Source organism: Paenibacillus sp. CAA11, from assembly GCF_003060825.1.
Lineage (GTDB): Bacteria > Bacillota > Bacilli > Paenibacillales > Paenibacillaceae > Fontibacillus.
The window spans coordinates 4,019,566-4,045,679 of sequence record NZ_CP028922.1; the positions used below are offsets into that span (position 1 = coordinate 4,019,566).

At 50.8% G+C, this 26,114-nt stretch carries 22 protein-coding genes; 8 read left to right on the plus strand and 14 right to left on the minus strand.

Going from position 1 to position 26,114, the window contains the following annotated elements:
* Position 1: 1 nt before the first annotated feature.
* Positions 2–847, minus strand: coding sequence for a VOC family protein (locus DCC85_RS18885; RefSeq protein ID WP_108467961.1), 846 nt, complete (start codon positions 845–847; stop codon positions 2–4).
* 166 nt (positions 848–1,013) lie between these two features.
* Between DCC85_RS18885 and DCC85_RS18890 the strand changes: the two genes are divergently transcribed.
* The 3 genes from DCC85_RS18890 to DCC85_RS18900 all read left to right on the plus strand — a co-directional run bounded on the left by DCC85_RS18890 (position 1,014) and on the right by DCC85_RS18900 (position 3,186).
* On the plus strand, positions 1,014–1,334 hold the full coding sequence (locus DCC85_RS18890) for a winged helix-turn-helix transcriptional regulator (protein WP_108466955.1): 321 nt from the start codon (positions 1,014–1,016) through the stop codon (positions 1,332–1,334).
* A 168-nt stretch (positions 1,335–1,502) separates the two neighbouring features.
* A complete protein-coding gene (locus DCC85_RS18895) occupies positions 1,503–2,417 on the plus strand; it encodes an NAD-dependent epimerase/dehydratase family protein (RefSeq protein ID WP_108466956.1) in 915 nt (304 codons plus the stop codon).
* A gap of 94 nt (positions 2,418–2,511) precedes the next feature.
* Positions 2,512–3,186: a class I SAM-dependent methyltransferase gene (locus DCC85_RS18900; RefSeq protein ID WP_108466957.1), complete on the plus strand. Its 675-nt coding sequence runs from the start codon at positions 2,512–2,514 to the stop codon at positions 3,184–3,186.
* A 61-nt stretch (positions 3,187–3,247) separates the two neighbouring features.
* Here the strand turns inward: DCC85_RS18900 and DCC85_RS18905 are convergent, their stop codons facing one another.
* The 5 genes from DCC85_RS18905 to DCC85_RS18925 all read right to left on the minus strand — a co-directional run bounded on the left by DCC85_RS18905 (position 3,248) and on the right by DCC85_RS18925 (position 9,413).
* A complete protein-coding gene (locus tag DCC85_RS18905; protein ID WP_108466958.1) occupies positions 3,248–3,904 on the minus strand; it encodes a response regulator transcription factor in 657 nt (218 codons plus the stop codon).
* Positions 3,879–5,936 (minus strand): sensor histidine kinase, encoded by a 2,058-nt coding sequence (locus DCC85_RS18910; protein ID WP_108466959.1) that lies wholly within the window; start codon positions 5,934–5,936, stop codon positions 3,879–3,881. Before DCC85_RS18910 ends, DCC85_RS18905 begins: the two co-directional genes overlap by 26 nt.
* Before the next feature lie 99 nt (positions 5,937–6,035).
* Positions 6,036–6,965, minus strand: coding sequence for a sensor domain-containing diguanylate cyclase (locus DCC85_RS18915; protein WP_108466960.1), 930 nt, complete (start codon positions 6,963–6,965; stop codon positions 6,036–6,038).
* Positions 6,966–7,041: 76 nt separating this feature from the next.
* Positions 7,042–8,169, minus strand: a complete 1,128-nt coding sequence (locus DCC85_RS18920) for an EAL domain-containing protein (RefSeq protein WP_159081927.1) — start codon at positions 8,167–8,169, stop codon at positions 7,042–7,044.
* A 287-nt stretch (positions 8,170–8,456) separates the two neighbouring features.
* Positions 8,457–9,413 carry a DUF4261 domain-containing protein gene (locus tag DCC85_RS18925; RefSeq protein ID WP_234414238.1) on the minus strand — a complete coding sequence of 319 codons (957 nt, stop codon included), beginning with the start codon at positions 9,411–9,413 and terminating at the stop codon, positions 8,457–8,459.
* Positions 9,414–9,572: 159 nt separating this feature from the next.
* Here DCC85_RS18925 and lspA point away from each other — a divergent pair, with 159 nt between their 5' ends.
* Positions 9,573–10,040, plus strand: coding sequence for a signal peptidase II (lspA, locus tag DCC85_RS18930; protein WP_234414239.1), 468 nt, complete (start codon positions 9,573–9,575; stop codon positions 10,038–10,040).
* A 32-nt stretch (positions 10,041–10,072) separates the two neighbouring features.
* Here the strand turns inward: lspA and DCC85_RS18935 are convergent, their stop codons facing one another.
* The 4 genes from DCC85_RS18935 to DCC85_RS18950 form a co-directional block, all read right to left on the minus strand.
* Positions 10,073–10,273, minus strand: coding sequence for a hypothetical protein (locus DCC85_RS18935; protein WP_108466963.1), 201 nt, complete (start codon positions 10,271–10,273; stop codon positions 10,073–10,075).
* On the minus strand, positions 10,270–11,277 hold the full coding sequence (locus DCC85_RS18940; protein ID WP_108466964.1) for a TIR domain-containing protein: 1,008 nt from the start codon (positions 11,275–11,277) through the stop codon (positions 10,270–10,272). The genes DCC85_RS18935 and DCC85_RS18940 overlap by 4 nt, the downstream gene beginning before the upstream one ends.
* Before the next feature lie 105 nt (positions 11,278–11,382).
* A complete protein-coding gene (locus tag DCC85_RS18945; protein WP_108466965.1) occupies positions 11,383–13,437 on the minus strand; it encodes a methyl-accepting chemotaxis protein in 2,055 nt (684 codons plus the stop codon).
* 171 nt (positions 13,438–13,608) lie between these two features.
* The gene (locus DCC85_RS18950) at positions 13,609–13,977 is read right to left on the minus strand and encodes a winged helix-turn-helix transcriptional regulator (RefSeq protein WP_199909943.1); all 369 of its coding nucleotides are present in this window, start codon (positions 13,975–13,977) and stop codon (positions 13,609–13,611) included.
* Between the two features lie 136 nt (positions 13,978–14,113).
* On the opposite strand from DCC85_RS18950, the gene DCC85_RS18955 reads away from it, so the two are divergent.
* Positions 14,114–15,301, plus strand: a complete 1,188-nt coding sequence (locus DCC85_RS18955; protein WP_108466966.1) for an MFS transporter — start codon at positions 14,114–14,116, stop codon at positions 15,299–15,301.
* A gap of 72 nt (positions 15,302–15,373) precedes the next feature.
* Here the strand turns inward: DCC85_RS18955 and DCC85_RS18960 are convergent, their stop codons facing one another.
* Genes DCC85_RS18960 through DCC85_RS18970 form a run of 3 tightly spaced genes read right to left on the minus strand, consistent with a single transcriptional unit; the run spans position 15,374 to position 18,441 of the window.
* Entirely contained in the window at positions 15,374–16,666 is a 1,293-nt protein-coding gene (locus DCC85_RS18960) for an ABC transporter substrate-binding protein (protein WP_108467964.1), read from the minus strand.
* Between the two features lie 60 nt (positions 16,667–16,726).
* Positions 16,727–17,560, minus strand: a complete 834-nt coding sequence (locus tag DCC85_RS18965) for a carbohydrate ABC transporter permease (protein ID WP_108466967.1) — start codon at positions 17,558–17,560, stop codon at positions 16,727–16,729.
* Positions 17,560–18,441: a carbohydrate ABC transporter permease gene (locus DCC85_RS18970; protein WP_108466968.1), complete on the minus strand. Its 882-nt coding sequence runs from the start codon at positions 18,439–18,441 to the stop codon at positions 17,560–17,562. Before DCC85_RS18970 ends, DCC85_RS18965 begins: the two co-directional genes overlap by 1 nt.
* 127 nt (positions 18,442–18,568) lie before the next feature.
* On the opposite strand from DCC85_RS18970, the gene DCC85_RS18975 reads away from it, so the two are divergent.
* On the plus strand, positions 18,569–20,413 hold the full coding sequence (locus DCC85_RS18975; protein ID WP_234414240.1) for a cache domain-containing sensor histidine kinase: 1,845 nt from the start codon (positions 18,569–18,571) through the stop codon (positions 20,411–20,413).
* Positions 20,391–22,028 (plus strand): response regulator, encoded by a 1,638-nt coding sequence (locus DCC85_RS18980; RefSeq protein ID WP_108466969.1) that lies wholly within the window; start codon positions 20,391–20,393, stop codon positions 22,026–22,028. Before DCC85_RS18975 ends, DCC85_RS18980 begins: the two co-directional genes overlap by 23 nt.
* A 224-nt stretch (positions 22,029–22,252) precedes the next feature.
* Here the strand turns inward: DCC85_RS18980 and DCC85_RS18985 are convergent, their stop codons facing one another.
* Positions 22,253–24,802, minus strand: a complete 2,550-nt coding sequence (locus DCC85_RS18985; protein ID WP_108466970.1) for a rhamnogalacturonan lyase — start codon at positions 24,800–24,802, stop codon at positions 22,253–22,255.
* A 288-nt stretch (positions 24,803–25,090) separates the two neighbouring features.
* Between DCC85_RS18985 and DCC85_RS18990 the strand changes: the two genes are divergently transcribed.
* Positions 25,091–26,080 carry a LacI family DNA-binding transcriptional regulator gene (locus DCC85_RS18990; RefSeq protein ID WP_108466971.1) on the plus strand — a complete coding sequence of 330 codons (990 nt, stop codon included), beginning with the start codon at positions 25,091–25,093 and terminating at the stop codon, positions 26,078–26,080.
* Positions 26,081–26,114: the final 34 nt, after the last annotated feature.

The window sequence follows — 26,114 nt, forward strand, 5'->3', positions numbered from 1 at the left end:
CTCATCCTTTCCCTTGTTTAATCCGAATTTCAATATTCCAAGGATCTCGAACGACCCAAGCATCTTCCTGCTTCTTTGGAGCATAGCTAGCTTCGTTTAGTCTTTCAATCAAAGCCTCAATTTCACGCGAATCAGGCAGCAGAATCGTGAAATTCTTGATCCCCACCGCATGATCTGCAGGCGGCTTAGCTCCTTCTCCAGCCCAAACATTTAAGCCAAGGTGGTGATGATAGCCTCCGGCCGCTACAAACAGCACGCGCATATCAGGGTAGCTTCCCGCAATGTCGAGCCCAAGTACATCGCAATAGAAGCGTTTAGCCTCAGCCAGATTCCCCACATGAAAGTGCAAATGCCCAATCCGTGTCCCCTCAGGCAGCCCTGACCAAACTAATCCCTCAGCCTCCTGCAGCACGTCCTCTAAATCGACCGCTTCCGTTGTCATCACTGCAGTTCCATCTGCATGGCGCTCCCAAGCTTCCCGAGGACGGTCCGCGTAAATCTCAATCCCGTTCTCATCCGGATCATTTAAATAGAGAGCTTCACTGACCTTGTGATCCCCGTGTCCGAAATAGACTTGGCGGTCCAGCAGATGACGGGTTACCAGACCCAGATCCGCCCTTGTCGGCAGCAGAATGGCAAAGTGGTACAAGCCTGAGGCCGATCTGCGCGGAACGCTTACCGCATTCTCCACCTCTTCGAGAATCAGCAGAGGCCCCTCGGCCCCGGCGGCGGCAAGCTCGGCTGTACTACCTTCCCTTCTCAACAGCTTAAGTCCAATGACATCTTCATAAAAGGCAACTGAGCGAACTAAACTGCTTATCTTCAGCTTGACAGGTCCTAGTTTCATATCAGAATGCAATGTAAGCACCTCCTCTTTATAATCTAAATAACTTTTTGTTAGTTAGTTTAATAACAGTATTAAATTATGTCAAGTAACTAAATTAATATATATTATTTGATAACATTTCATGCAATTAATCTGGTATAATGAATGAGTACAGAGGTGAATAACGATGGATCAAACTCAAATATGCCCCCGATTCGAGAAGGGGATTCAAATTGCCAGCAAACGCTGGGCTTGTCTTATCATTTATCAGCTGCTCGAAGGCCCAAAACGATTCTGTGCTATGGAAACTGCACTCAACATAAGCGGACGCCTTCTCTCTGAGAGACTGAAGGAGCTGGAAACCGAAGGAATCGTCAAACGGATCGTCTATCCTGAGACCCCTGTCCGCATCGAGTACTCCCTTACACAGAAAGGCCTTGCCTTTGAATCCATTCTGAGCGCGATCCAGACATGGTCACAAACCTGGATTGAACCGGATTCGATCTAACTTTAATATTTCCGGTAACGGGCTAAGCATCCCCCTGCAGCTAATGGCAAGGGGATTTTTTCTTTGCTTCCCCGCTTCCTTTTCTTTCCTTTCCCCTCGCAATTTGATACATTCTACTTGGAAAGTAGTAGGGCTGCAGCCGAAGAAATCAATAAAAGGAGGCTAAACATGAAGGTACTGGTACTTGGTGGAACAGGATTTTTTGGCAAGAGGCTTGTTCAGCGTCTGATTGATGCGGGAGATGAGGTCACCGTAGCTACGCGCGGACAAGCGGCCGACCCATTCGGGGATTCCGTGGAGCGCATCAAGGCCGATCGACAGAAACGGGAAGACCTGGAGCACTTAGCCGAAGGGCGGGCCTGGGATGTAATTTACGACAATATCGGCTTTGCCTCCCAGGATGCTCTTGATGCAGCAGAGGTATTTGCGGGCAAAACCAAGCATTATGTTCTCACCTCCTCCCTCTCGGTCTATGAATTCGGGAGCGCCGAGCGAAGCGAGGAGGAAGTGGACACGCTTCACTATCCTGTCACTATCGGAACCTACAAAGAATTTGACTACAGCGAGGGCAAACGTCAGGCTGAAGCGGTTCTGCTTCAGCAAGCCTCCTTCCCCGTAAGCGCAGTCAGATTCCCCTTCGTCATCGGAATAGATGACTATACAGAGCGGCTGCTCTTTCATATCAGAAATGCCATGGAAGGGAAAGCCATTCAAGCGATTGATCCGGATGCCCAAATCTCGTTCATCTCTTCGGAAGAAGCGGCCGAATTCCTGTTCTGGTTAGGGCGCCACGACTCTCTCGGTGCAGTAAATGCCTGTGCGGCAGGTACGGTGTCTTTACGGGAGTTGATGAAGCTAATCGAAGTGCGCACCGGCAAATCGGCTGTCATCGAAACCGTAACCGAGGAAGCCGCCGGGCAGGCCAACAATCTGTCGCCCTATGCGGTTAGCGCCTCGTTCGGGATGACCACCCGCAAGGCAGCAGAAGCAGGTTTCCATTTCTCAGATCTTAAGGAATGGCTTCCAGGGCTTATTACACAATTGGCAAGCTCCATTTCCAATCACTTGAAAACTACGTCATAGTTATTACCTATTAAGTTCATCCATATTATGTATTTCCCATTTGCGCAACTTCTCCCTTAAAATGTCTGCAAAGACCTAAAGGAGCGATGAGCAAATGAAATCCTCGGTAAAGCAGCTGTTTGATAGGGTAGCAGAGGACTATGATATGCAGCGAAGACAGCTTATTCCATGCTTCGATGACTTTTATGGAATGGCCTTGAATTTAATGGAGAGCCCTGCCGCTTCCCCGCGCATTCTTGATTTAGGTGCCGGCACGGGGCTGCTGTCTGGGATGGTGCTGCAGAAGTATCCGGCGGCGCGGCTTACGCTCATGGACTTGAGCGAGAAGATGCTCGAAGGAGCACGCAGAAGATTTGCAGGCTCTGACCAAGTGGAATATGTGGTTGGCGACTATACGAAGCACCCTTTCACCGATTCCTACGACATGGTCATTTCCTCTCTCTCCATTCACCATTTGAGCCATGCAGAGAAGAAGGAGCTGTTCCGCACTGTATACCAGCTGCTCGAACCCGGCGGCACCTTCATTAACGCCGACCAGGTTCAGGGACGATACGCCGAGTCGGATGCGTATTACCGCCGCTGCTGGCTGGAGGCAATCCGGCAAAGCGGACTATCCGACGAGGCCATCTCGGCCTCAATTGAGCGGCGTAAGGTAGATATCAACGCTCCTGTAGAGGACCAGCTGGTGTGGCTGGAGGAGGCCGGCTTTAGCATTGCAGACTGCATGTATAAATATTTGGACTTTGCCGTGTTCTACGCGCAAAAATAACAACAAGACCGGTTCATGCAACTAGCTGCATGAACCGGTCTTGTTCTAATGTTATTTAGGCTTAACGCAGCAAGCCCAAATCTTTGGCTTTGCTTACAGCCTCAATCCGTGATTTTACGCCAAGTTTCTGAAAAATATGAGTCAAGCTGTACTCCAGCGATCGCTGGGATACGCACATCTGCTCTGCAATTTGGCGATTGCCTTTGCCCATCGCAATCTGGTTCAACATCTCCAGATCCCTCTCCTGCAGTACAGGCTTCGCCATTTTGCCTGATGCGTCCGCGACTGAAGAGATATGTCCGTCCCTGCCCGTCTGCTGACTTAATGTTCTGAACACCTCAATCGGGAGCACAACCTCTTTACGGATTGCACAGCGTATAGCGTTTACCAGCTGTTCCCGTGTAGAAGTTTTGGAGACATAGCCTGATATACCCGTGCTGATCAGCCGGTTCATATGAGGACTGATGTCAAACCCCGTGTAGATCAAAATCACGGCATCCGGTTGAACTTCAAGCACCTGAGCGGCAAGGTCAATGCCGTTAATAGACGGCATGAACAGATCAAACAGCATGACCGCATACTGCTCGGTCTGTACTCGGTGCAGCAGCCGCTCGATCTGGGTTTCAATCGTCACCGCGAACTCCCCGTCTTTTTCCAAAATCAGCTTGGTCCCCTCTGTAACTGCCGGATGGTCATCGACCACTAGTATATTCAACATAAATCTCACCTGCATCTGTATTGTTCAGTCTAAACAAGGATTCATCCGTCATAAACCGAGGAAGGTAAATCCGAACGGAGAGTCCTTCTCCTGGCGTCGATTGCATCCGAATTTCCCCTTCAAGGCTCCTTACCCGTTCATGAATGCCCAGCAGCCCAAGCGATCTAAGCGAGCCCTGCAGCTGGCCAGCTGTAAGACCGATGCCATTGTCCGTATAGACCAGCAGGACCCCCTCTTCCTCATCTGACAGTGTAATATTCACCTGGGTAGCTTGAGAGTGCTTATAAGCATTAGACAACAGCTCCTGAGTGATTCGATAAATGGCGATGAGATGATCATCCGAGAGGACAGTATGAAACGACGCATGTTGAAAAGCTATGGCGAAGTCCGCACGCAGCTGAATCCTGCTGAACAGATCTTCCAACGCCTGTATGATCCCCCATTCCTTAAGGAATGGAGGGCGAAGCTCATGACAGGTTACTCGGATCTGGTGGATAACATCAAGCAGCCCTTCGGTAATTTGCTGCAGATCCCCCCTTGCTTCTTCCGGAAAACTAGACTGGGAGCTCAGCATCTCCAGCCTCCGGTACCAGATGATCTGTTCCTGCAAGGCTGAATCATGCAGCTCCTGAGACAGTCGCATACGCTCCTGCTCTGTTAATTTATAGATCATTCTCATGAACCAGGCTGGAATTTGCCGGCTGCGAATAGAGTGCTCCAGCTCTGCCGTCAGGTCCTGAATTTTCAGCTGGTTGTCGATAAATACACTTGCATAACGGGACAAAGTCTTCACCCAAATTCGAACCGGAGCCTCGCTGAGCTTCTCGGCCGGCTCACCGTCAAGCCAAACCAGCAAGGTTCTTCCTCTAGCTTCCCCCACCAAAAAAAACAGGCCGAAAGCCGTCTCGATCATTTCTCCCAAGGGAAGCCTTACTCCCCGGTAGGCTGCTATCGCATGCAGCGCTTCTTCCCCCGGCCTGCTACCCGCCGCAGCTATGAATGTTGAGAACCCCTCTGTCTCCAGTAATGAAACCTGGGGAGTTCCTAGCACCTCCCGAAGCTCGCGGACCAGCCGCTGCTCCAGTTCGGCCCTGTGGTTCAGGGAAGATGCATCCTTAGAGAAAGCGTCCAGGCTGGACTGAAGGCTTAAATACAGCTCTTCATTCTGCTTCAGCCTTTGTTCAGCCCGCTTTCGTCCCGAGATATTGCGGAGCACGATCACGATGCGGTCCACCCGGCCATCCTCTGCGAGCACCGCCGTAGATACGGACTCCAGCCATATAGGGCTGCCATCTGCATGGTAGAGTAGAAAGGAGAACCTGGTGCTGTGTTTGTTCGCCAGCAAATATTGAAAGCTTGCCTCCATCTCAGCTGCAACGTCACTTTCGAAGTATATAAAGACCGGACGGCGGTATAGGCTATCCACAATAGAATATCCTGTTAGCTTCGTGAAGGATGGCGATATATAGCTTGGAACCCCGCTCGTATCGCATACGATCACGATATCTGTCATGCTCTCGGCGATCAATCGGTAGGAGTGCTCCTGTTCAGCAAGCTGTGCCTCCAGCTTCTTCTCTGCGGTTCGGTTAATTCCGATGCCAAATACACCTGCAACCCTATTTCTTATAACAATAGGAAGGAAGGTAACATCCCAGCATGTGGGTTCATTTATAATGGCAACTGTATAGAGCTGAAGTCCGGAAGAGCAGCCGCTGACAGCTGCCAAATAAGCACTTTTTGCCTGCTCCCGGCAATCCTCACGTATTAATTCCGAGAAAGAATTGTTCCGAAGCCGTTCCATAGACAAGACTCTCATTTGTTCTGCTTGCGGATTCATGCCTAAGATCCGGCCCTTTAAATCAAGCTCCACAATGACATCCTTGTTGTGCTCATACAAGGACCTATAATGATATTGGCCGTCCTCCAGCTCATGTATTCGCTCACGTGCACGCAGTCTGTACCGGTAAAACCATAGCCCCACAAACAGGCCACCGATCGTAAGGCCAAGCATAAACAGCCCAAGCAGCCCCATTGTTGAATGTATACCCACAGCTATAGATCACTGTCCTTCCTTATGAAGTAAACACCGTTAGCAAGACAGCTCCTTTAGCCTGAGTTTTCCTGGATGAGGTCAGTAGGCAATATCGTTCTTCATCCCCTGCTTCACCCACATCATTCGGCTGTTCGCACGCTGCAGCAGCCCATAAATTCCCTCGGTCCTCCGCTCGGAGATCGCGATGCCGATACTGCCTGTAAGCCAAGCTTCCTTCGAAGGAAGCTTGATCTTACGAAGGGCTGCGAGCAGCGCCTGTGCCCTGTTAATTAACCCCTGGAGCGTAGGGCTCGGAAATATGACTGCAAAGCTGTCCCCTTCCATGCGCAGAACGGCAGCTTCATCCCCGCAGAGCCACTCCGTTCTCCTCGCAACCTGCATTAACAGCAGATCGCCATAGGAACGCCCAAAATACTGGTTAACCGCTTTAAAATCATCCAGTCCCATATATATGACCCCAAGCGGGTACTTCTCTAAATCACAGTTTTGATAAAATACATCTAAATAATAGGGAGTAAACAAGCCTGTAAGCTTGTCCCTGAGCAAATTATATTCCAGCTGTACCACATCTGTCAGCAGGCCGGCAACGGATGAGAACAAAGAAATCTCCCATCTCTGATAGGCGTTAGGCACTGGACTTATAGCACACAAGGTTCCAAATGTAAGCCCGCCCTCCAGCTTGAACGGAATTCCTAGAAATGAGCCACCCCTGAGCCGCTGGGGGAGGGAGAGTCTAGCAGTTAGCGGGTCTTTCTCCAAATCAGGAATATGTATCATCATACGGCCATTGGCACATACCAAATTGCACAACATTTCCTCAAGCTCTGTTCCCTGCTCCTGGTATTCTTCCAGTTCTAACGGGTTATGTCTTTTAAGAACCATGCTTGTCTTACGGTCATTCACAGTGATGAATAGCTTACTGGCGCTCATCACCTGCTTTAAAACTTCAATTACATTATGCGAGGTCTGGTTGAACGGTTTTCCAAATAATATACGGTCTATGAGCATGTCGATCTCCTTAGTCAGAGATATTCGGATCCCAATTCTGCGTAAAGAAATACTAGACCCCTTATCCGGTCAAAAATTATAAATAGTTTCGCTCCAGTTCTTCGAGTGATGACGGCTTGCTAAAATAAAAGCCCTGAGCTTCCTTACAGGCTGTCCCGGTCAAGAAATCAAGCTGCTCCCGACATTCCACACCCTTCGCTACAACGGAAACTTCCAGCTCATTGGCTGCGGCAATAATCGACTTGACCATGGATTGATGCTTCCGGTCTTGCTCCAGATTGACAAGCAGCGATTTATCAATCTTCACAAGATCAATCGGCAGCCGCTGGATATAGTTAATGGAGCTGTAGCCGGTCCCGAAGTTATCCAAAGCCATCCCTGTGCCTAGCTCCTTGAGTGCATACAGAATTTGAAGCACCCGTTCCGAATAGATCGTAATAGATTCCGTGATTTCAAAGTTCACATAAGATGAGTCCAGACAGGATTCCTTCAGGATCTGCTTCACTCGGCTGATAAAATCCTCGCTTAAGAGCTGACCTGCGGAGAGATTAATACTGAGCCTGGATGGCGCTGTTCCGCGGTCCACCAAGGTTTTGAAATGGCGGAAGGCTGTCCGCATTACCCAGTCCCCAATCGGATGAATCATTCCGCTCTGTTCAGCAGCCACCATAAAGTCGGCAGCGGTCAGTACAAGGCCGGATCGGTCTCTCCATCTAACAAAAGCCTCGACGCCTGTGACTTGCCCGTTCTTGAGATCGATCTGAGGCTGATAGTCAAGGTAGAACTCTTCCCGGCGCAGCGCCTCCTCCAGCCGGTCCAGCAAGCCTTCGCGTTTTCTGCCCATAGGGTTCAAGGGAGCCTTCACTCGCTGTGTCAATCGCATAGGCTGCTGCTGCAGCGGATCACGGTAGCCCAGTACCAGAATTTCGCAGAGCCTGCGTTGAAGCAAGTGCGGAACAAATAAAACCTGAACCTGCATTTCTCCCCATACTGTCTTAAGACGAAGCACATGGCTTATGCTGTGCCCGCGGGATAAATGCGGTAGCATCCTTGCCTGCAGTCTGCCCTCCTTATCCTCAGTACTTACCGTACTGAGCGCATCGGTTAAGGGGCGTCCAACCAGGTCCCCCAACAGATGATAGGCGGCCTCATCCAGCGATTTGATGTCCATGCGATAATCGAGCAGCAGTTTGAAGGTCCCCATGGTCATTCCTCCGTTAATCAATTTCTTGGCCAATTCGTATTTTATAAGTAATAAGACCTACTGCACTTGTATGAATTATGTCTAATATCAAGATACCAACCCCCATATGACATGTAAAATGCCAAATAATTACTTGATCATTATAACTTTTGACCCAGATTCTCAAAACGAAAAGTTACTGGTGAATCACGCAGGCCGTTTTGCGTGACCACGCAAAAAAAGAAAAACCACACAAAAAAGCCCCTTTGACGATATTCATCGGGGCTTCGCTTCGTTTATTCCCATCCTTAAGTTCTTGGCCCACCTGCATAATAGCCTTCCCCAGGATTCAAATCCAGAACGACCCGGCGGGGCGAAGCGAGAGAATACTGGTGCTCGCAGACCCAGCGCTGAGACTCATCCGCTCCAACCGTCTCTCCATCCGATATAATATCCCCCTGGTTATACAGATAATAAGCAATATCCATCAGAAGCCCTGCCACGCTGTTGGGGTTCATATTATAAAAGTGACACTGAACATCAGGAATCCCCAACGCTGCAAGCCCGCAGCTGTCCATGACCATCTCCTGGCGTTCTTCCTCCTGTGAAGGCACATTATACAGCCGAATACTCAAGGCCCCATACAAGGTCTGACCTTCTTCCAAAGCCTGGAGCAGGGCCGCCGGCTCTACAAGCTTGTCACTGGAGCGCCAATAAATGGCTTCACAAGGTGCTGTCTCTACCAATGCTCGGAGCACGCCCATAAAGAGCTCCAAACGCTCTTGATAAGGCAGCCCTCCTGCACATAAATCAGTAAGAATCAGGGAGCTCTCGCACTGTTCAAGCACCGTTTGCGCCTCAGGCCAATGCCATGCCTGCTGAAGAGCTGCTGCATATTGAGCAGGGTCGGGCCTGCGGGAAGCGGGCATGATAGAGGTTTGCGCAGGCAGCTCCCCTTCCTCATATTGAACCCTATGGTTCAGATGGAAGAAATGCATAAGGCCGGATGCTTCCTCTTCTTCCTCATTCGGCGTCCATACCGCCGTATTTGCCACCGGCTCGGCAGCTCCCCCTTCATGGTCTTCAAGATCGGCCGCCGTTTGCGTCCGTCCGGTATATTGCTCGATCTTGGCGAACAGCTCTGTATAATCGATCTCCGGTTTCTGCTTGTACATCAGCTCGGCTATATAGACCGGCGCGAATCCATAATCTTCGGCCTCTTTAGCGCACTGCTCCATTTGGCTATTTTCAAACTCTTCATGCATATTCTTGCCCTCCTTAATCACACGTCCCATATTTTAGCATAAGGTACTCCTTCAAAGCCTGAGGCTGTGTGCACAGTTTGACGGTTATGACTGATTCAATTATTATACTTTTAGTAAGTAAGTAATTATTCTATACCCAAGTGCAAAGTAATTATCCTCATGAAGGAGACATCGCTATCCATGCTATTCTATATTCTTACTCTGCTGGTCATCGCGATAGATCAGCTTGCCAAGCTGTGGGTCCGTCTTCATTTGGAGATTGGGGAATCTATCCCGATATGGGACGGTGTCCTTGATTTTACCCGGTATGAGAATCGGGGGATTGCCTTCAGTCTTCTTCAAGGCTACGGGCGGTTGTTCGTGCCGGTGGCCATCGCGGTAATCGCGGCGTTGATCTATTGCCGAAGACAGGGCATGCTCCATTCTCTGCTCGGCCAGATCGGTGCAGCGCTGCTGGCGGGAGGAGCTGCCGGGAATGCCCTGGACCGGCTGCTCTTTAGCCAGGTTACCGACTTTATTTCCTTTCGCTCCTCCAGCGGAATTCTGAATCTTGCCGATTACTTCATCCATGCAGGACTTCTGCTTCTGATCGTTCACCTGTTCCTCCCTGAAAAAAAAAGAACCTGACATATTCGTCAGGTTCTTCGCTAAGCGGACATTTATGCAAATGATGGCTTGGTGTGATCTACCTTGCCGCTAAGGATCTTTCTATATTCTGCATCCCCGCCCTCTAAAGATGGGCCGATATAAATTCGAGAAGTCCGCTCTCCAGCGGGTCTCGATACAACCAAGGGGACTATTCCTGATGGGCCTGATCGGTGAACGGCGCCCCGTTCCTTCTTACTTCTTCTGCTGCTCATGCTGTATCCCCTCCTACTAAATGATTAATAGTCCGAAGCAGATCGCTGTTAAATGCAACGACTTCCTTAAGGTTCTGAGGGGTCAACCCGTCATTCCCCGAAAAATGCACAGAAAGTACGTGCTCATCCCCTAAAGGATAGCACAGGATATACACCTGCGCAACTTCCATTCGCTGATAAAAATTCCATTCACTTGTCAGGTAAGCCTCGACCACGCTTGGACGGTTTCCTTCCTCCTCTGCCGCTGCAAAGGAATAGAACCGGCCGCGGCCGACGTTTCCTCCAACCTGAGCAAGCCCTTCAGAACCTTGCACCTGCCAAAATGCCGCGCCAATCACATGGCACTGCTCTGGAGGCTGAAAAGAAATTCGCACTGCTTCGCTCAAAGCGTTATATTCTTGAGGACCATTCCCAAGGGCATTGATGCGGGTATACTGCCAGAAGAAGTGAAGCACGCTCTGCTTTTTACGCAGCTCCAGCTTCACGTTCTCCAGCTCTTTAGCAGGATCAGGGAAGAAGCCCTGCTCCCGGATGATCTCCAGCAACTTGCTGCAAGCAAGATCTACTGCAGCCGTCATGTTATCATGAGATGCCTCATAGTTCAGCTGAGTGAGCCCGTGAAGGTCCGACATCAGATGATATTCATCTAGGGTCTGACCCAATTCCACATTGGCATGCTCTTCAACCGTATCCGGCAGCAGACAAAACACCCGCTTTCTGCGCAGCTTTCCCCAGAACAGGCCAAGCTCAAATTGAGTATTATCCCGGGTAACATAATAATATTTACCACGAATCTGCGCAACATCATCAGGAGAAAATATAAAAACGGCAAAATCGCTCTCGTCCAAATTGCGTTCCAAAGCTTCCATCGTATATTCATTCGCATGAAAGGCATTGGCATACCAGGGAGTGATCTGCGCTTCCCATTTCAATTGCTCATGTACGCCTCGTGCATATTTAATAGCTTCTCTCGACGATCCAATAAATAGCTTTGGTTTTCTCACGGCTTTACTCCTTTTACCATTTTTGCCATTACCTCTATTATACAAACTGCTGATAGGTATGAATAGAAGCACATAGCACTAAAAGGAGTGAGCCTATTAGTGTCCTTACTCTATTTTAAACTTAGCTGCCGTCTCCGCCAGATCTTTGGTCAGCTGGTCGATGGTCTGGACCATTTCGGCCAGCTGCTGCACCATATGGGATTGCTCATGCATCGTTGCCGTCACTTCTTCTACAGAGGCAGATACTTCTTCACCAGAAGCCGACAAATTCTGTGCAGCGTCCAGCATATCGTCTTTATCATGCTTCATTTGTGAGATTTCCTCCGCCATTCCCGCAATTTGGTCGGTGATCTCCAGGACATGCTCATGGATCGCCTGGAATGCTTCACGGGTGCGGCTTACGTATTCATCCTGCTGGATAGAAATCTCCCGGATCTCTTGAACGCTATGATAGTTCTCTTCAACATAGGTCAGATTCTGCTGAATAATCTCATGAATCTTATTGGACTGGGCAGCGCTTTGCTCTGCCAGCTTGCGAATTTCTGAAGCGACCACTGCAAATCCGCGGCCATGCTCTCCAGCTCTGGCAGCTTCAATAGAAGCATTCAAAGCCAGCAAATTCGTTTGGTTGGAGATTCCGTTGATCGCCTCTGTGATCAGACCGATATTGTCGGAGCTTTCCTGCAGCTTATGTGTGATGGAGGATATCTTTTGAACTTCCTCTTCGTTCTTCTCTTTATTTCGAATCAGTTCCTCCACAACCTCATTCCCGGTATGGAAAACCTCAACAATTCCATCAGCCCGCTCCTTAGCCGAGTGAGCCTTATCGCTCATGGATACAAATTTATCGCCAAAGCTCGAAAATTTATCCACAATATGCTCGGTATCCCGAGCTTGCGATTCCATTGCCTTGGCAATTTCTGAAGAGGTTGCCGTTGTCTCCGATACGGACTGCGCCGTCTGTTTGGAGGATTCGTCCAAGCTCTTCGTGCTGGCATTTAGAACAGAGATAGAGTCATTCATGTTGGAAATCAGCTCTTTATTTTGCTTGACCATCATATTGAAACTGTCCGCCAAATCCTTAAATTCGCTCTTATACTTGCCCTCTGAAACAACCGTCAAATCTCCGGAAGCCAGCTGTTTGAACAGCTTATTCAGCCTGATGACCGGGGTAGTAATAGAACGTGAGAGGAAAAAGCCGACAACGATAGCCAAGAGAATGGCAAGGACCGTAATGACAATCAGCTGATTGAGCAAACTTACAATGGGTTTCTTAATGTCCTTATAGGAGTCCTGAATGGAAACCGTCCATTCCGAGCCCGGAATCTTGTTATATCTTAATAGGGTATCTCCCTGAGTAATATTATCTGATAGAATCTTGTCCTGAACCTTAATACTAACCAGAGATTTTGCCCCGTCCGGTATGGTTCCCACCTTGCTTGGATTCATGGAGTTGTAGAGGACGGTACCGCCGCGGCTAATGATTTCAATGGTTCCTTCATCATTGATATGGATATTATTTAGCTTATCAATAAAGAACTTGGAATCCACAGTTGAAGCATAAACTCCGATCGTTTTACCGCTTTGGTCCTTAACAGGCTGGGAAAAGACGATCAGTAATGCCCCCGTACTCTTAGATTGGATAGCATCACTGATAAAGGCTTCGCCTTTCATAGACTTCTGAAAATATTCCCGGTCCGCACGGGAATCTCCCAAGCTGTCCTTATTGCTTCCAGCCACAATCACGCCCTTCGTATCCAGAAGCAGCAGAGACTGGTTCCCTTGTGTCTGTTCCAGCACCTGTGCCAGCTTATCATTCGCGGCATCAAAATAAGGATTCTTGCTGGAGAAAAATTCATCATCCGTCAGCTTACCGGACTCACGCAGCTCCAATGTTTGCCGAAATAATGTCTCCGACGAGATGATATACGACGCCTGCTTCTGAAGCTGCGCCGCTGTCCATAGCCCCTCACCAATGCGGTCTGTATTGGCTGCGATCTCATCTTTACTTTTCTTAAGCAAAAGATTGGACCCTATCTGATAAGTAGTGACAGACATAGCCAATAACACAACAACTACCAGCATAGAAACCAGTAAAGGCAGCTTTATCTTAAGCGACAAATTTCTAAGCCGATTCCCCATAATTTTCACCTGGCTCATATATTCAACCCCCTCATAGATGTCGATACTACCTATGTTGTATATCGGGTTGACGGATTCAATTTATAAGTGGTATTTCGATCCATTGTCATCATTTGGCCAATCTCATGCTCTACAGAGATCCATTTTTTAACAAGAATACCTTGACAGGGAAAATTGAGGCTGCATGACTTATTTGTTATTCAGGATGTTATCCTCCAGAACCAAGCGCTTGTCCCCGTACTCTTTAATAATATGCTGCTCTCCCCAAGTACATAAGCCATCCAGCAAAGGCTGCAGCGTCCAGCCGTATTCTGTAAGCTCATACTCTACCTTGGGAGGCACCTGGTTGTAGCTGATTCGGTTGACAATTTGGTCCCTTTCAAGCTCTCTAAGCTGCTGGGTGAGCATTTTTTGCGTAATCGAGGGCATCAGCCTTTTCAGATCACTGGTTCTTTTCTTGCCATGGGTTAGGTGGCATAGGATTACACTTTTCCATTTGCCGCCGATCACTTCAAGTGTAGCTTCTATAGAGATATTATATTTCTTCTTTATTAACATCGTTCTTCCTCCAGATGTATGGGAACTTTTTAGTACCTATAGTACAAAAAAGTACGTACTATTTATTTTTGAAAGATAGACTCATAATAACATGTACCGGCCGGAGAATCACCATACTAGGAGTGAAGAACATAACATGTCGCTTTATACCCAACGAAATCAACTGGCGCTGCTAGCGTTAGCCATCAGTGCATTTGCCATAGGAACTACAGAATTTATCAGTGTCGGTCTTCTCCCCCTGATTGCAGATGATTTCCACATCTCAACTTCCCTTGCGGGGTTGACTGTCACCTTATATGCCCTCGGGGTTACCTTCGGGGCTCCTATCCTAACTTCGCTGACCTCAAGTGTTCCAAGAAAGACGCTGCTGCTTGGGATTATGCTGGTCTTCATCCTCGGCAACAGCCTTGCGGCTCTGTCTCACGGCATCGCCTTGCTGCTCACTGCGCGGGTGATCTCAGCCTTGTCACACGGCGTGTTCATGTCGATCGGCTCCACCATTGCCGCCGATCTCGTAGCTGAGGATCGCAGAGCGAGCGCGATCTCCATCATGTTCTCCGGGCTTACGATTGCCACGGTCACCGGGGTTCCGCTGGGCACCTTTATCGGCCAGCAGCTCGGATGGCGTGTAGCCTTCGGAGCCATTGCATTGATCGGCGTTCTGGCTCTGGCCGCCAATCTTGTTCTGGTTCCCGCCCATTTGCGCAAGGGGAATCGAACAAGTCTTGCGGACCAATGGAAGCTGGTTACCAATGGCCGGCTGCTGCTGGCTTTTCTGATCACCGCTTTAGGATATGGAGGCACCTTCGTTGTATTCACCTACCTGTCTCCTTTGCTGAATCAGGTAACAGGGTTCAAGCCGTCAACCACGGCCGTTATTCTGCTTCTGTACGGCATCGCGATCGCCATAGGGAACGTGATTGGAGGCAAGACAGCCAACCGGCAGCTCCTAAAGTCCCTGCTGTATATTTTCATCGTACAAGCTGCTGTACTGCTTATTCTGTCCTTCACCGCCCCTTATATGGCGGCTGGCCTGATTACCATTTTTGCCATGGGATTATTGGCATTTATGAGCGTTCCAGGCTTGCAGGTTTACGTAGTCATCCTGGCCGAACGTTATGCCCCGGGCGCCGTGGATGTCGCCTCGGCCGTTAACATCGCCGCCTTTAATGCCGGGATTGCACTGGGTGCTTATTTAGGCGGCATAGTCATGAATCAGCTCGGCGTCATTCATACCGGCTGGGTCGGCGCAGCCATGGTAGCGGTCGCCGCACTGCTGACCGGCTGGAGCCGAAAGCTGGAGAAGCAGCCTTCCGCGAGTTAATCATTAAAAAATGCTATCCCCTAGGATGAATCTCATTTTAGGGATAGCATTTTTTCTTTCAGCGTTAGCTTATTATTTCTTCAATTTGTCCCAAGCGTTCTGCATTTCTTGCTCCCAGCCCTTCACATCCAGCTTACCGGCGATGAATTGCTGAATCACGCTGGCAAATTCCTGAGTGACGCCGTCCGGGAATTTAGAGGATTGCAGACCGTATACTTTGTTATCTTTTACATAGCTCCACACATCTGCCCCCAGTGCCCCGATATCCTCTGGGGTGGCTGGAATCGTAGACAGGGAAGGAATGAACTTCCACTTCTTCACAATATACTCCTTGCCCATATCCGAAGTAACGAGCCAATTGAGGAAAGTCTTAGCTTCTTCCTTGGAGGAGGACTCCTTATTGACTACCAGGTTGGCAGGAATCCCAACGGTCAGCTTGTCATTCTTCTCCGCATTATCGTCGATTGGCATAGGGAACATGCCGATATTCATATTTGGCGTAATGTTGTCTACTAGCGTCTGCGCCCAGTTTCCTTCCTGCATCATCGCAGCTTCGCCCTTGGCGAACAGTGCCAAATGGGTGTTAGCATCTGTAGTTAGCGGGTTCTTCTGCCCGTATTTCAAGGTTAAGCTAAGCAGATTGCTCCATTTCTCGAAGCGTTCATTCCCGACAATAGAAGCGGTTCCGTCATTCAGCCCCTTGATAAAGGCATTCACATCGTCCTGCTGGGCAAAGGCAACACTGATCCCCTGGTTCCCCAGCAGCCACCATTCCTGATAGGCGTTCGCAAACGGTGTAACCCCGATCGCCTGCAGCTTCTTCGCCGCTTCCTCCAGCTCCGTAATTGTCTTCGGCGTTGAGGTAATGCCCGCCTTCTGGAACAGGTCCTTGTTATATACATAACCTATGCCTTCCAGATTCATCGGCAGGCCATATACTTTCCCATCCTTCGTCATCGGTTCAGCAGCGAGTGGAATCAGATCCTTCACCCAAGGCTGGTCCGACAAATCCTCCAGCTTATCGAACCACATTTCCATCTCGGCATATCCGCCGTTAGAGAAAATATCCGGCGCATCCCCGGAGGCGAACTTGGTCTTCAGGGCCGCACCATAGTCAGCGCCCCCGCCGACTGTCTGAATATCCAGCTTGATGTTCGGATGCTCCTTCTCGAATTGCACCTTGAGCTCATTTAGGCCTTCAACAATCTCTGTCTTGAACTGAAAGATCTTGACGGTCTTGACCCCGCCTTTGTCAGCGCTTCCACTTTTGCTGCTGTTAGACGCATTGTTTGACCCGCCGCATGCCGCCATCAGCATACTCATCACCAGCAGTACGGATAATACTAGAACCGAGCGTTTCTTCATCCCCATGACTTAAATCCCCCTTAACGAATAAATGATGTTTATGGAACGGCGGCCCGGTTATTAACCTTTGACCGAGCCAGCCGCGATTCCCTCAACAATATAGCGCTGCATTAGTAAGTAGAAAGCGATAATCGGCGCGATGCCGAGCACTAGTGCCGGAAGCGCCAAATCCCACTGCTTGGTGTACTGGCCGAAGAAGGAGAAGGTAGCCAGCGGAATGGTCCGCAAGTCTGGCGCCTGCAGAATCAGCGAAGGCAGCAGATAATCATTCCACACGCCAAGCGCATTCAGTACGATCGTGGTCATTAACATCGGCTTCAGGAGCGGAAGTACAATCCGGAAGAACACACGAATCGGATTACAGCCGTCCACCGTCGCCGCCTCTTCAATCTCCAGCGGAACTGATTTGATGAAACCATGGAATAGAAAGATGGCCATTGGAACATTGAGCCCCAGGTAAGCGATAATCAGACCCAGCATCGAATTGTTGATTCCGAGCAGGTTGACGATTTTTAAGAGCGGAATCATGATCGTCTGGAAGGGCACTACCATCGCGGCCACCATCAGCACGAACAGAAGCCGATTAGGCCGCGTGTTGGCCCGGACCATCCGGTAGGCTGCCATGGCGCTGAACAGCGAGATTAGAATGACACTGACGATGGTGATGATGGTCGAGTTCCAGAACGCCTCTGTAAAGCGGGCAAGCTTCCAGGTGTTGGCATAGTTGCTCCATTGAATCTGCTGCGGCCAGCTGGCCGCATTGCTCAGAATCTCCCCGAAGGATTTCACCGAGTTGGCCAGCAGGAAGTAGAACGGTGACAGGAACAATAATGCAATCAGCGCCATGATAATTTCTGTGCCGATATTCCATCTTTTCTTAGCTTGTTCTGTCATCAGGACTCAACCTCCTTGCTCTTCGTCACGCGCACCTGAATCAGGGTAATGAGCGCAACAATCAGGAAGAACAGAAGCGCTTTTGCCGTTCCCAGACCATAGCGGTTATTCAGAAATGCCTCATTATAGATGTTCATCGCTACGGATTCCGTAGATTTGAATGGCCCGCCCTTGGTGAGAGAGAGATTCAGGTCGAACATCTTGAAGGACCAAGAAATTGCCAGGAACAGACAAATCGTCACCGCCGGCATTATCAATGGCACGATAATCCTCCACAGCGTCTGCAGACGATTGGCCCCGTCAATTTCAGCCGCTTCGAGCACCTCTTTGGACACATTGCTTAAGGAGGCGATATAGATGACCATCAAATATCCGGAGGACTGCCAGATGAACACCAGTACGATGGCCCAGAATCCGGTTGTCGCATCCCCAAGCCAGGGCAGCTGGAAGAACGACCATCCCGTAAGGTCCCCCATCGTTGCAAAGCCCTTGATAAAGATAAACTGCCAGATAAATCCCAGCAACAGCCCGCCAATTACATTAGGCATGAAGAAAATGGTACGAAGGAAATTGCGGGACTTCAGCGGTTTGGTCAGGAAATACGCCAGGAAGAAGCCCACCACATTCGTAAGAACCACACCGAGCAGTGTGAATCTGAGTGTAAACCAGAAGGAAGCCCAGAAGTCCTTATCATTTGTAAAAATTCTGCTGAAATTGTCGAGTCCTACCCAACTCACTTTACCGGAAACCCCATCCCAGTCCGTAAAGGAATAATACATCCCCATCAGAAACGGAATGACCATCATGAGTATAAAGCACAGAGCTGCCGGGCCTAGGAAAAAAAGCTGCTGGCCCAGCTGGGACCGCTTGCTGCCGCGCATATCATGGTTCCCCCTTTCTTTCTATCGCCTGTTTGTGATCTAATAATATTATCTGGATTTTGAAAGGGCATACACACCCACATAAGTGATCTATCAGGTGTAATATATTGATCGGGAGTGACATGATTTGACAAGATGGAACAGTATTCGAACAAAACTCACACTATTCCTGGTGCTGCCTACCATTCTCTGCGTGGCTGCCACGATGGTCATCAGTTACTCCTATACGACACAGACCCTCCGGACAAGGGCTGTAGATGAGAATAAGAATCTATTGTTTCAAGGGAACCGGAATATCAGCAGCCTCATTCAGGAGATTAACCGGTTCTCCTTAACGGTCTATTCCGACTCGGATTTCTACCGTATGATTGGGGCCGGGTATGACAATATATCGGCTAATATTCAAATCTACACCCAGCTTAACTACATCGCCAAATCTATGCCCGATATATTTCAAGTCTATTTATACAGTGTAAAAGACAACAAGGCGACACTCGTTACCCAGAATACGCCCAAACGCTGGCAGTCCCTGAAGCCTTTCCCCGATTCCGTGCCCGCCCAAGATCGCTCCCTCTCTATCCAAAGCACTCATCCCAGTCATAATTACGGGCTTACAGCACCGAATCCACAGACGACGGTCAAGCCGGTATTTACCCTTCATCGCCGTATCGAACAGGTTCCCTCTACCCGCTCGCTCGGTTACCTGTCCATTGACGTCAAATTGTCTGCCTTAAGCAGTATCATGGACCAGTTATATGACCACCTGCGGGAAAAAATCTATCTGCTGGACAGCAGCGGCAATATGATCTATGCGAGTGCTCCCGAGTTGACCGGCACCAGGCTGCAAAGCAGCTGGTATCCGTCCCAGCTTACCGCAGCGAGTGCCGCTCAGGGCTTTTTCGAGCAGGACAAATCCGTCTTCGTCTATCAGCGCATTACCGATAACGCCGACCTGAATTGGACGCTGGTCAAAGAGATCCCTGTCTCTGTGTTGTTCCATGAAGCGAAGGAGTCGGTTCGCATTAACCTCCTGCTGCTGGCACTGCTGCTGATTACCATGATCAGCGTGATCGTGTTCATCTCCTTTCGCATTACCGCTCCGATCAAGCAGCTTGCCCGCTATATGACTCAGGTGCAGACGGGAAACCTAGAGATCGACATCCGCCCCTCAGGCAAGGATGAGGTTGGATTTGTGACTGAGCGGTTCCGCAGCATGATGGATACTATTAACAATCTCATTTTAAGAGAATATAAGCTCGAACTTACCAGCAGGACGCATGAGCTGCGGGCGCTGCAGGCTCAGGTCAACCCCCATTTTCTGAACAATGCGCTGCAGATCATCGGGACTCTGGCTCTGGAGCTCAAGGTTCCCCAGATTTACTCCTTGCTCTCCGCCCTCGCCAAAATGATGCGCTACAGCATGCGCAATGACGAGAAGGTCGTCACGCTGCGCGATGAGCTGGAGCATGTGAAGGCCTATATCGAGCTGCAGAAGGAGCGCTTTGAGAACAAATTCAGCTTCCGGTACGATGCGGAAGAAGCCGTGATGGATGCGAAGCTGCCCAAGATGGTGCTGCAGCCCATTGTCGAGAATTACTTCAAGCATGGATTTCGGCTTGCTGACCCGGGCAGCTGGATTGAGATCAAGGCCCGCAAGCAAAGTGCGCAACGGATTGAGATTGTAATTCAGAACAATGGCCGCTCGATATCCGCAGAGTCTCTTGCCCGGCTGCAGCGTGAGCTGGAGCGTCCGGACGGCCTTCAAGTGAGCGAGCTGCATGAGGAGAATCGCCTGGAGGTCAATCCCGGCAGCGGGATCGGCCTGTCCAATGTGCTTGCCCGGCTGAGGCTGATCTGCGGTGATGATGCCTCGCTAACGGTAATACCCATAAGTCCAAACGGTGTAAGTGTTCGATTGGAATTCGAAATACAAACGGAGCGTGAAGCGAATGAAGACCTTAATTGTGGATGATGAAGCGCGTGTGCGCAAAGCGATTCGACTGCTCGTAGACTGGGAGGCTCATCAGATGGATGAGATTGTGGAGGCCGCAAGCGGCAGCGAGGCCATTCAGCTGATATGCGAGGACAAGCCCGCCATTGTCATCATGGATATCATGATGGATGACGGCAATGGCCTGGAGCTGATGAAATGGGTGAACGAATATGCAGGGAGTATCAAATTTATCGTGGTCAGCGGACATAATGATTTCGAGTTTGTACGGCATGCCGTTCAGCACGGGGGCATCGACTACATTCTCAAGCCGATTGAAGCTGAAGTCATCAATGCAGCGATGGCCAAAGCCGCTGCTGCCTGGCGCGCCGAGGAGCAGGAGCGAGCGGCAAGACAGCTGCAGTCCATTCGCCTGAACGAGTTCAAGCCTGTCTATGGCGAGAAGCTTCTGTCCGCCCTTATTGACGACCCGCTGAATGCCGAAGCCTCCTATCGCCGTCTTTGTGACGAAGGGGTTGTCCCCCGCCAGGTGAATGCCACCCGTCTGATTCTGCTCCAACTGGACCTGGGGCATGGTCCGCTCTTGACCCGGTTTGGCGGGGATAGTGAGCTGCTGCGCTTTGCCATGATTAATATCTGCAATGACTTCCTGAGCCTGCCGAAGCGGGGTCTGGCCTTCCGCTACTGGGGGGCTGCCTCCGAGATCGCCATCCTATTCTGGGATCAGCATACTGCTATCTCCTCCTGGATCGACAATCTGAATCAGGGCATGTTCCGTACGCTGCAATGCCGCGTGCATTTCGGAATCAGCAGCCTGGGGGCTTTCCCCAAGCAGGCATCCAGACAATATGCCGAGGCGGCCGGAGCCTTATCCCGGCGAAACCTGCTCGATCAAGAGACTTATGCGCATTTTGCCGCTCACGAGGACCAGCATATCCACAGCATAGCTGAGCACCGGATGGAATTTGCTGATGTGCAGGAGGAATGGAAGATCGCTGTGCTCAGCGGTAAGCCGGAGCTAATGGAGGCCGCTGCCCAGCGCTGGATTGATGCGTGGAACAGAGGCGGTGTGGTGACTCCGGAAATGCTCAGGGCGTGGCGTGCTGATTGTCTCTCGTTCCGGGCTAAAATGGCCCGCGATCACTTAGGAGAGGGCTTTGAAGCGGTTCTTGGCGAGCTGGAGCAGGCCGATCACACATCCCCGGTTCCATCTGCCTCGGGCTATTCCTTCTCCATGTATTCCTGGCGTGACTGGGGGACCCGGCTCATGCAGCAGCTATCAAGAGAGCTCCTAGCCCGAAGAGTTCAGGAACGGACTATTATTAACAACATCGTAAAATATATCGAGCAGCACTACTCTTCCGAGCTCTCGCTTCAGGAGGTTGCCGGCAAATTCTTCGTCAGCCGCGAGTATATATCCCGCAAATTCAAGCAGGAGCTGGGCATTAATTTCTCCGAGTACTTAGCGGAGTTCCGAATTCAGAGATCCAAGCTGCTCATGCAGAACCCCCGGCTGAGTATCTCACAAATCTCCGAGATGGTAGGCTTTCAGGATGTGAAATACTTCAGCAAAGTATTTAAGAAGATCGAAGGCGTCTCGCCGAAGGGATACCGGAGCAAGCTGGATCTATTGTGAGTAAGGATGCTGCTCGGGAGCATCCTTCAGGCTTCATAAAGGCGTTGTTAACGCGGGTACAATAAACCGCTTCTGGTACATATAACTGTGCTCACCTGAACATTTGCAGGGTTTGTCGATCAGTCAATCAGCAGCACTCCAATTCCTGACGGCAAAATTGAACCCTACCCAAAAGCGGCCGCTCCCGAACCTCTGCCGAGAACTGCCGCCTTTTAGTTGTAAGGCTATACCCACATGCGAATGAACGTACTGATGTGATAAGAGAGATTCTTCCGGGCTTGGTCTGAGAGGCTGCCCGGCTTGCTGCTATCCAATTGTGCCAGGAATTTATTCAAGAATTTAAGCGCTTGTTCCTTGGAGCCTTTATTCAGATGGTGCTCCGCCTGCTTCAGCGAATTCCCTAACTGCGCGCGCAGCGAACTGGTCAGCTCGCCGCCCTCTGCATATGCATCCAGCATGCGGTAAGCGGCTGGCAGCATGCCCGGCGCCTGGTAATCAGGGACGGGAACTTCCGCGAAATCGGTGTCTGATGCAAAATAGAAGCTGGTGTATGAAGGCTGGTTATAGGTCGTATTCTGGCGGGCGACCTCTGCCCGGTACTGTGGATCATGCATCAGCGTGTACAGCTTCCGGCTTGTGATCTCTGTGCTCAGATAGATGCGCAGCGCCTTGCTGTCCGTGGTCCGCAGGACAAGCTCCTCGCGCCAATCACCTAATATATCCGCAACGAGGCCTGGATTGCCCTTGGTTCCGTTGTTCGCACGTGTTCCCTCAGCGGTAAGCAGCACTCCTTTCCCCCATGCCTCTATGACTGGGGTCTGATCCAGATTGCCGTTTACAATCTGAGTCGTCATATCTGCAGACCACTTGATATTCATATTCGTACCCGGCATATCATCTGAAATCCACTTCCCGTCTGCGGTCCAGGTACCTACCGCCCAAGCCTCAAGCCCCCGCCGGGTCGGATCAATGTCCCCGACCATGCCGCGGCCGGTGTCCTTACCGGTGTAACCTCCGAAGATCAGCTCGCCCGTAGCTGCATCTCGCATCGAATATCCGTAAGGGGCATACGGTCCACCTTCATGCACCATGAAGATTTCAAGGCCCGGCCGATCCGGATCGATATCGGTGACGTGCATCGCATCCCCATGTCCCAGCCGGGCCACGGTGCCGGGAACCGCACTCTCAGGCGGCATTACATCCATGGAGCTGTACAGCAGCGTGCCATCATGATCGATGGTGGCGGAGCCGTACACAATTTCTTGCTTGCCATCCCCATCCACATCAGCCGAAGAGAGGGAATGCGCCCCCTGTGTCGTCAGCTTGCCGAACACCGGATCAGTGCCATCCCGGCCATGCGGGCCATCATTGAACGGATTGGTCATGGGAGTCCATCCGGAATCAACATACCAATGCTCGCTCAGCTTGCTGCCGTCCCACCTATAGGATGCAAGCGTGGAACGGGTATAATATCCTCTGGCGAATACGGCATAAGGATGCTGTCCGTCAAGATAAGCTACGGTAGCAAGGAAGCGGTCCACCCGGTTCCCCGGCTCGATCCGGGCCATCGCGTAATCGCCCCACATCAATCCGTCGTCATGCCGCTGGGGTTTATACGGGACTTTATCCAGCTCCTTACCTGTGGCTCCCTCAAATATGCTGAGGTACTCCGGTCCCTCCAGGATAAAACCCTCGAAGTCGCGCAGCTTGTTGCGTTCACTCCGCTGCGGCGCATAGGTGTCCATGAAATAGTCAACCAGCTTCTTGGCATCCGTTCGGGAGAGCGGATAAGTGTACTGCCGCTTGATGCCGAAGCATTCCTCCAGTGTGGCCGGCCACTTCCCGCTTACAACCTCCTCATGCTGCTGCCAGTTCATGAACAGCTGAACCATGTGTTCGAAATAATCCGCCTTGCTCATCCGGTAATCGTCGGTCACCCGGTAGCCAGCCTTCCAGTCTTCGGGCAGGATGGAGAGATAGCGTTCCGAGGTCTGGCGCCCATTCTTATCATAATGAATTACTTTGCTTCCCGGAGCCGTCTGGAGCATCAGTTCGGCTTTACCGTCTCCGTCAAAGTCGTACACCATGAACTGAGTATAATGAGCACCGGAGCGAACGTTCAACCCGAGATCGATCCGATAGAGCAGCGTCCTCTCTAGCGTATAACAGTCGATATAGGTATTGCCGGTATAACCGACCTGAGAGACGTCCTTAGCGTTTGAGGGGTACCATTTCACAAAAAACTCGTATCTTCCGTCGCCATCTACGTCCCCCACGCTAACATCATTGGCAGAGTACGTGTAGGTCTCTCCTGCCGGCGTCACGCCGTCGGCTGGCTTCTTCAGCGGCAGATCATAATGGCTGTCTTCCCAGCGAATGGCCGGATTACGGTCAACCTCCTTGCCGCCGATAACAGCAGCTACCTCATACGTAGAGGATGCCGATCCGGCTGGATCTAAGTAATTTGTGCTGTCCGTCACGGTGGCAATCTTCTTTCCATCGCGGTACACATGGAAGTTCGCGCCAGTCAGACCGTTCTTGCTGTACCCCGAAACTTCATGGGCCAGCAAGCGCCAGCTCAGAAATACCCCCTCCTTCGTCACCGCAGCAACCAGGCCGCGGTCCAGATGCTCCAGCTGAATTTTCCCGCTGGCTGGAACCGGTTTGGCCGGGGCGGCAGCAGACGAGGTATCGACCGGGCCAACAGCGAATAGGGGTAAAATCAAGACGGCGGACAACAGGCCGCGAAGTAACTTTTGCGTTTGGCTTAACATAATTCACCTTCCCTTTACAGAACTCTTTTCCATGACAATGTACATGAATGCGGTTTCAATAAAGCCAATGACACCTCCCTCATTCACCTTGAGGCATATGGCGATTCGTGAATTCCCCGTTATTTTAAGCCTAAGCCGGGCGCCAAGAACATTTAATAATCCGGTCAATTTCTTCACAAAACCGGGTTTTTCTTGCTTTTTGACAGATGTATTGAAAGAGCGAGAAAGATGTGCTAGGATAAGGCTGAAATTTAGTAAATTTATTAACTAAACAAAGGTGTGAGCGCTGTGGCAACGATCAAGGACATTGCCCGGGAGGCTGGAGTATCCGCTGCAACGGTGTCCAGAGTTCTCAACAACGACTTATCTCTGTCGGTTAGCGCGGAGACGAGAAGCAGCATATTTTCAATTGCCGAGCGACTTCAGTACAAGCCTGCCCGTCTAAGACAGCTCAAGCAGAACACGGAACGGGCCGGAAAGACGGTCTCTCTGCTGCTGTGGTGTTCTATGGAGGAGGAGCGGGACGACCCCTACTACGCTTCCATTCGGCGCGGCATTGAGGTGCGCTGTGAGGAGCTTGGACTGACGCTCGGCCAGACCCTGCGGGGCCGTTCTTCCATCACCCAGCTGCAGAACACCGACGGACTTATCGTTGTCGGAGGGGTAGATCCCAAAGAGATCATCCAGCCCTATACGAACACAGGAACGATCGTCTTTGTGGACCTTTATGAGGAACTGCTCGAGTTCGATACGGTAAAACTCCACTTTCGGCAAGCTGTCGAGCAGGCGCTCGGACATCTGCTGGAGCTGGGCCACCGTAAAATTGCCTTCATCGGCGGCGAGAGCACTGGAGAGAGACGGGCGCATTATTTCAAGAAATTCATGCAGGAACGGGGTCTGTATACCCCGGAGCTCGTTCGTTTAGGCGCCTGGAACAGTGCCGATGGCTACCGTATGATGAACGAGCTGCTTGCAGAGCCCGAGAGGCCGACAGCCATCTTCGCTGCCAGCGATCCCCTCGCCGTCGGTGTCCTGCGTGCGCTGCACGGCCAAGGAGTCAAGGTGCCCGAAGAGATGGCCGTCGTCGGCTTTGACGACATTGAGATGGCAGCCTTCCTGCAGCCTCCGCTCACAACGATCCGGGCTTATCCCGAGCAGATGGGCAAGGCCGCTGTTCAGCTGCTGGCTGAGCGGCTTGGAGGGCGGGAAGCCCCTGCTCACAGCGTCATTGGGACGAAGCTGATCGTCCGGGAAAGCACGGCTCCAAGCCGCCGCTGACCGCTTTAAGTCAGAAGCTGCGGCAGCATGATTA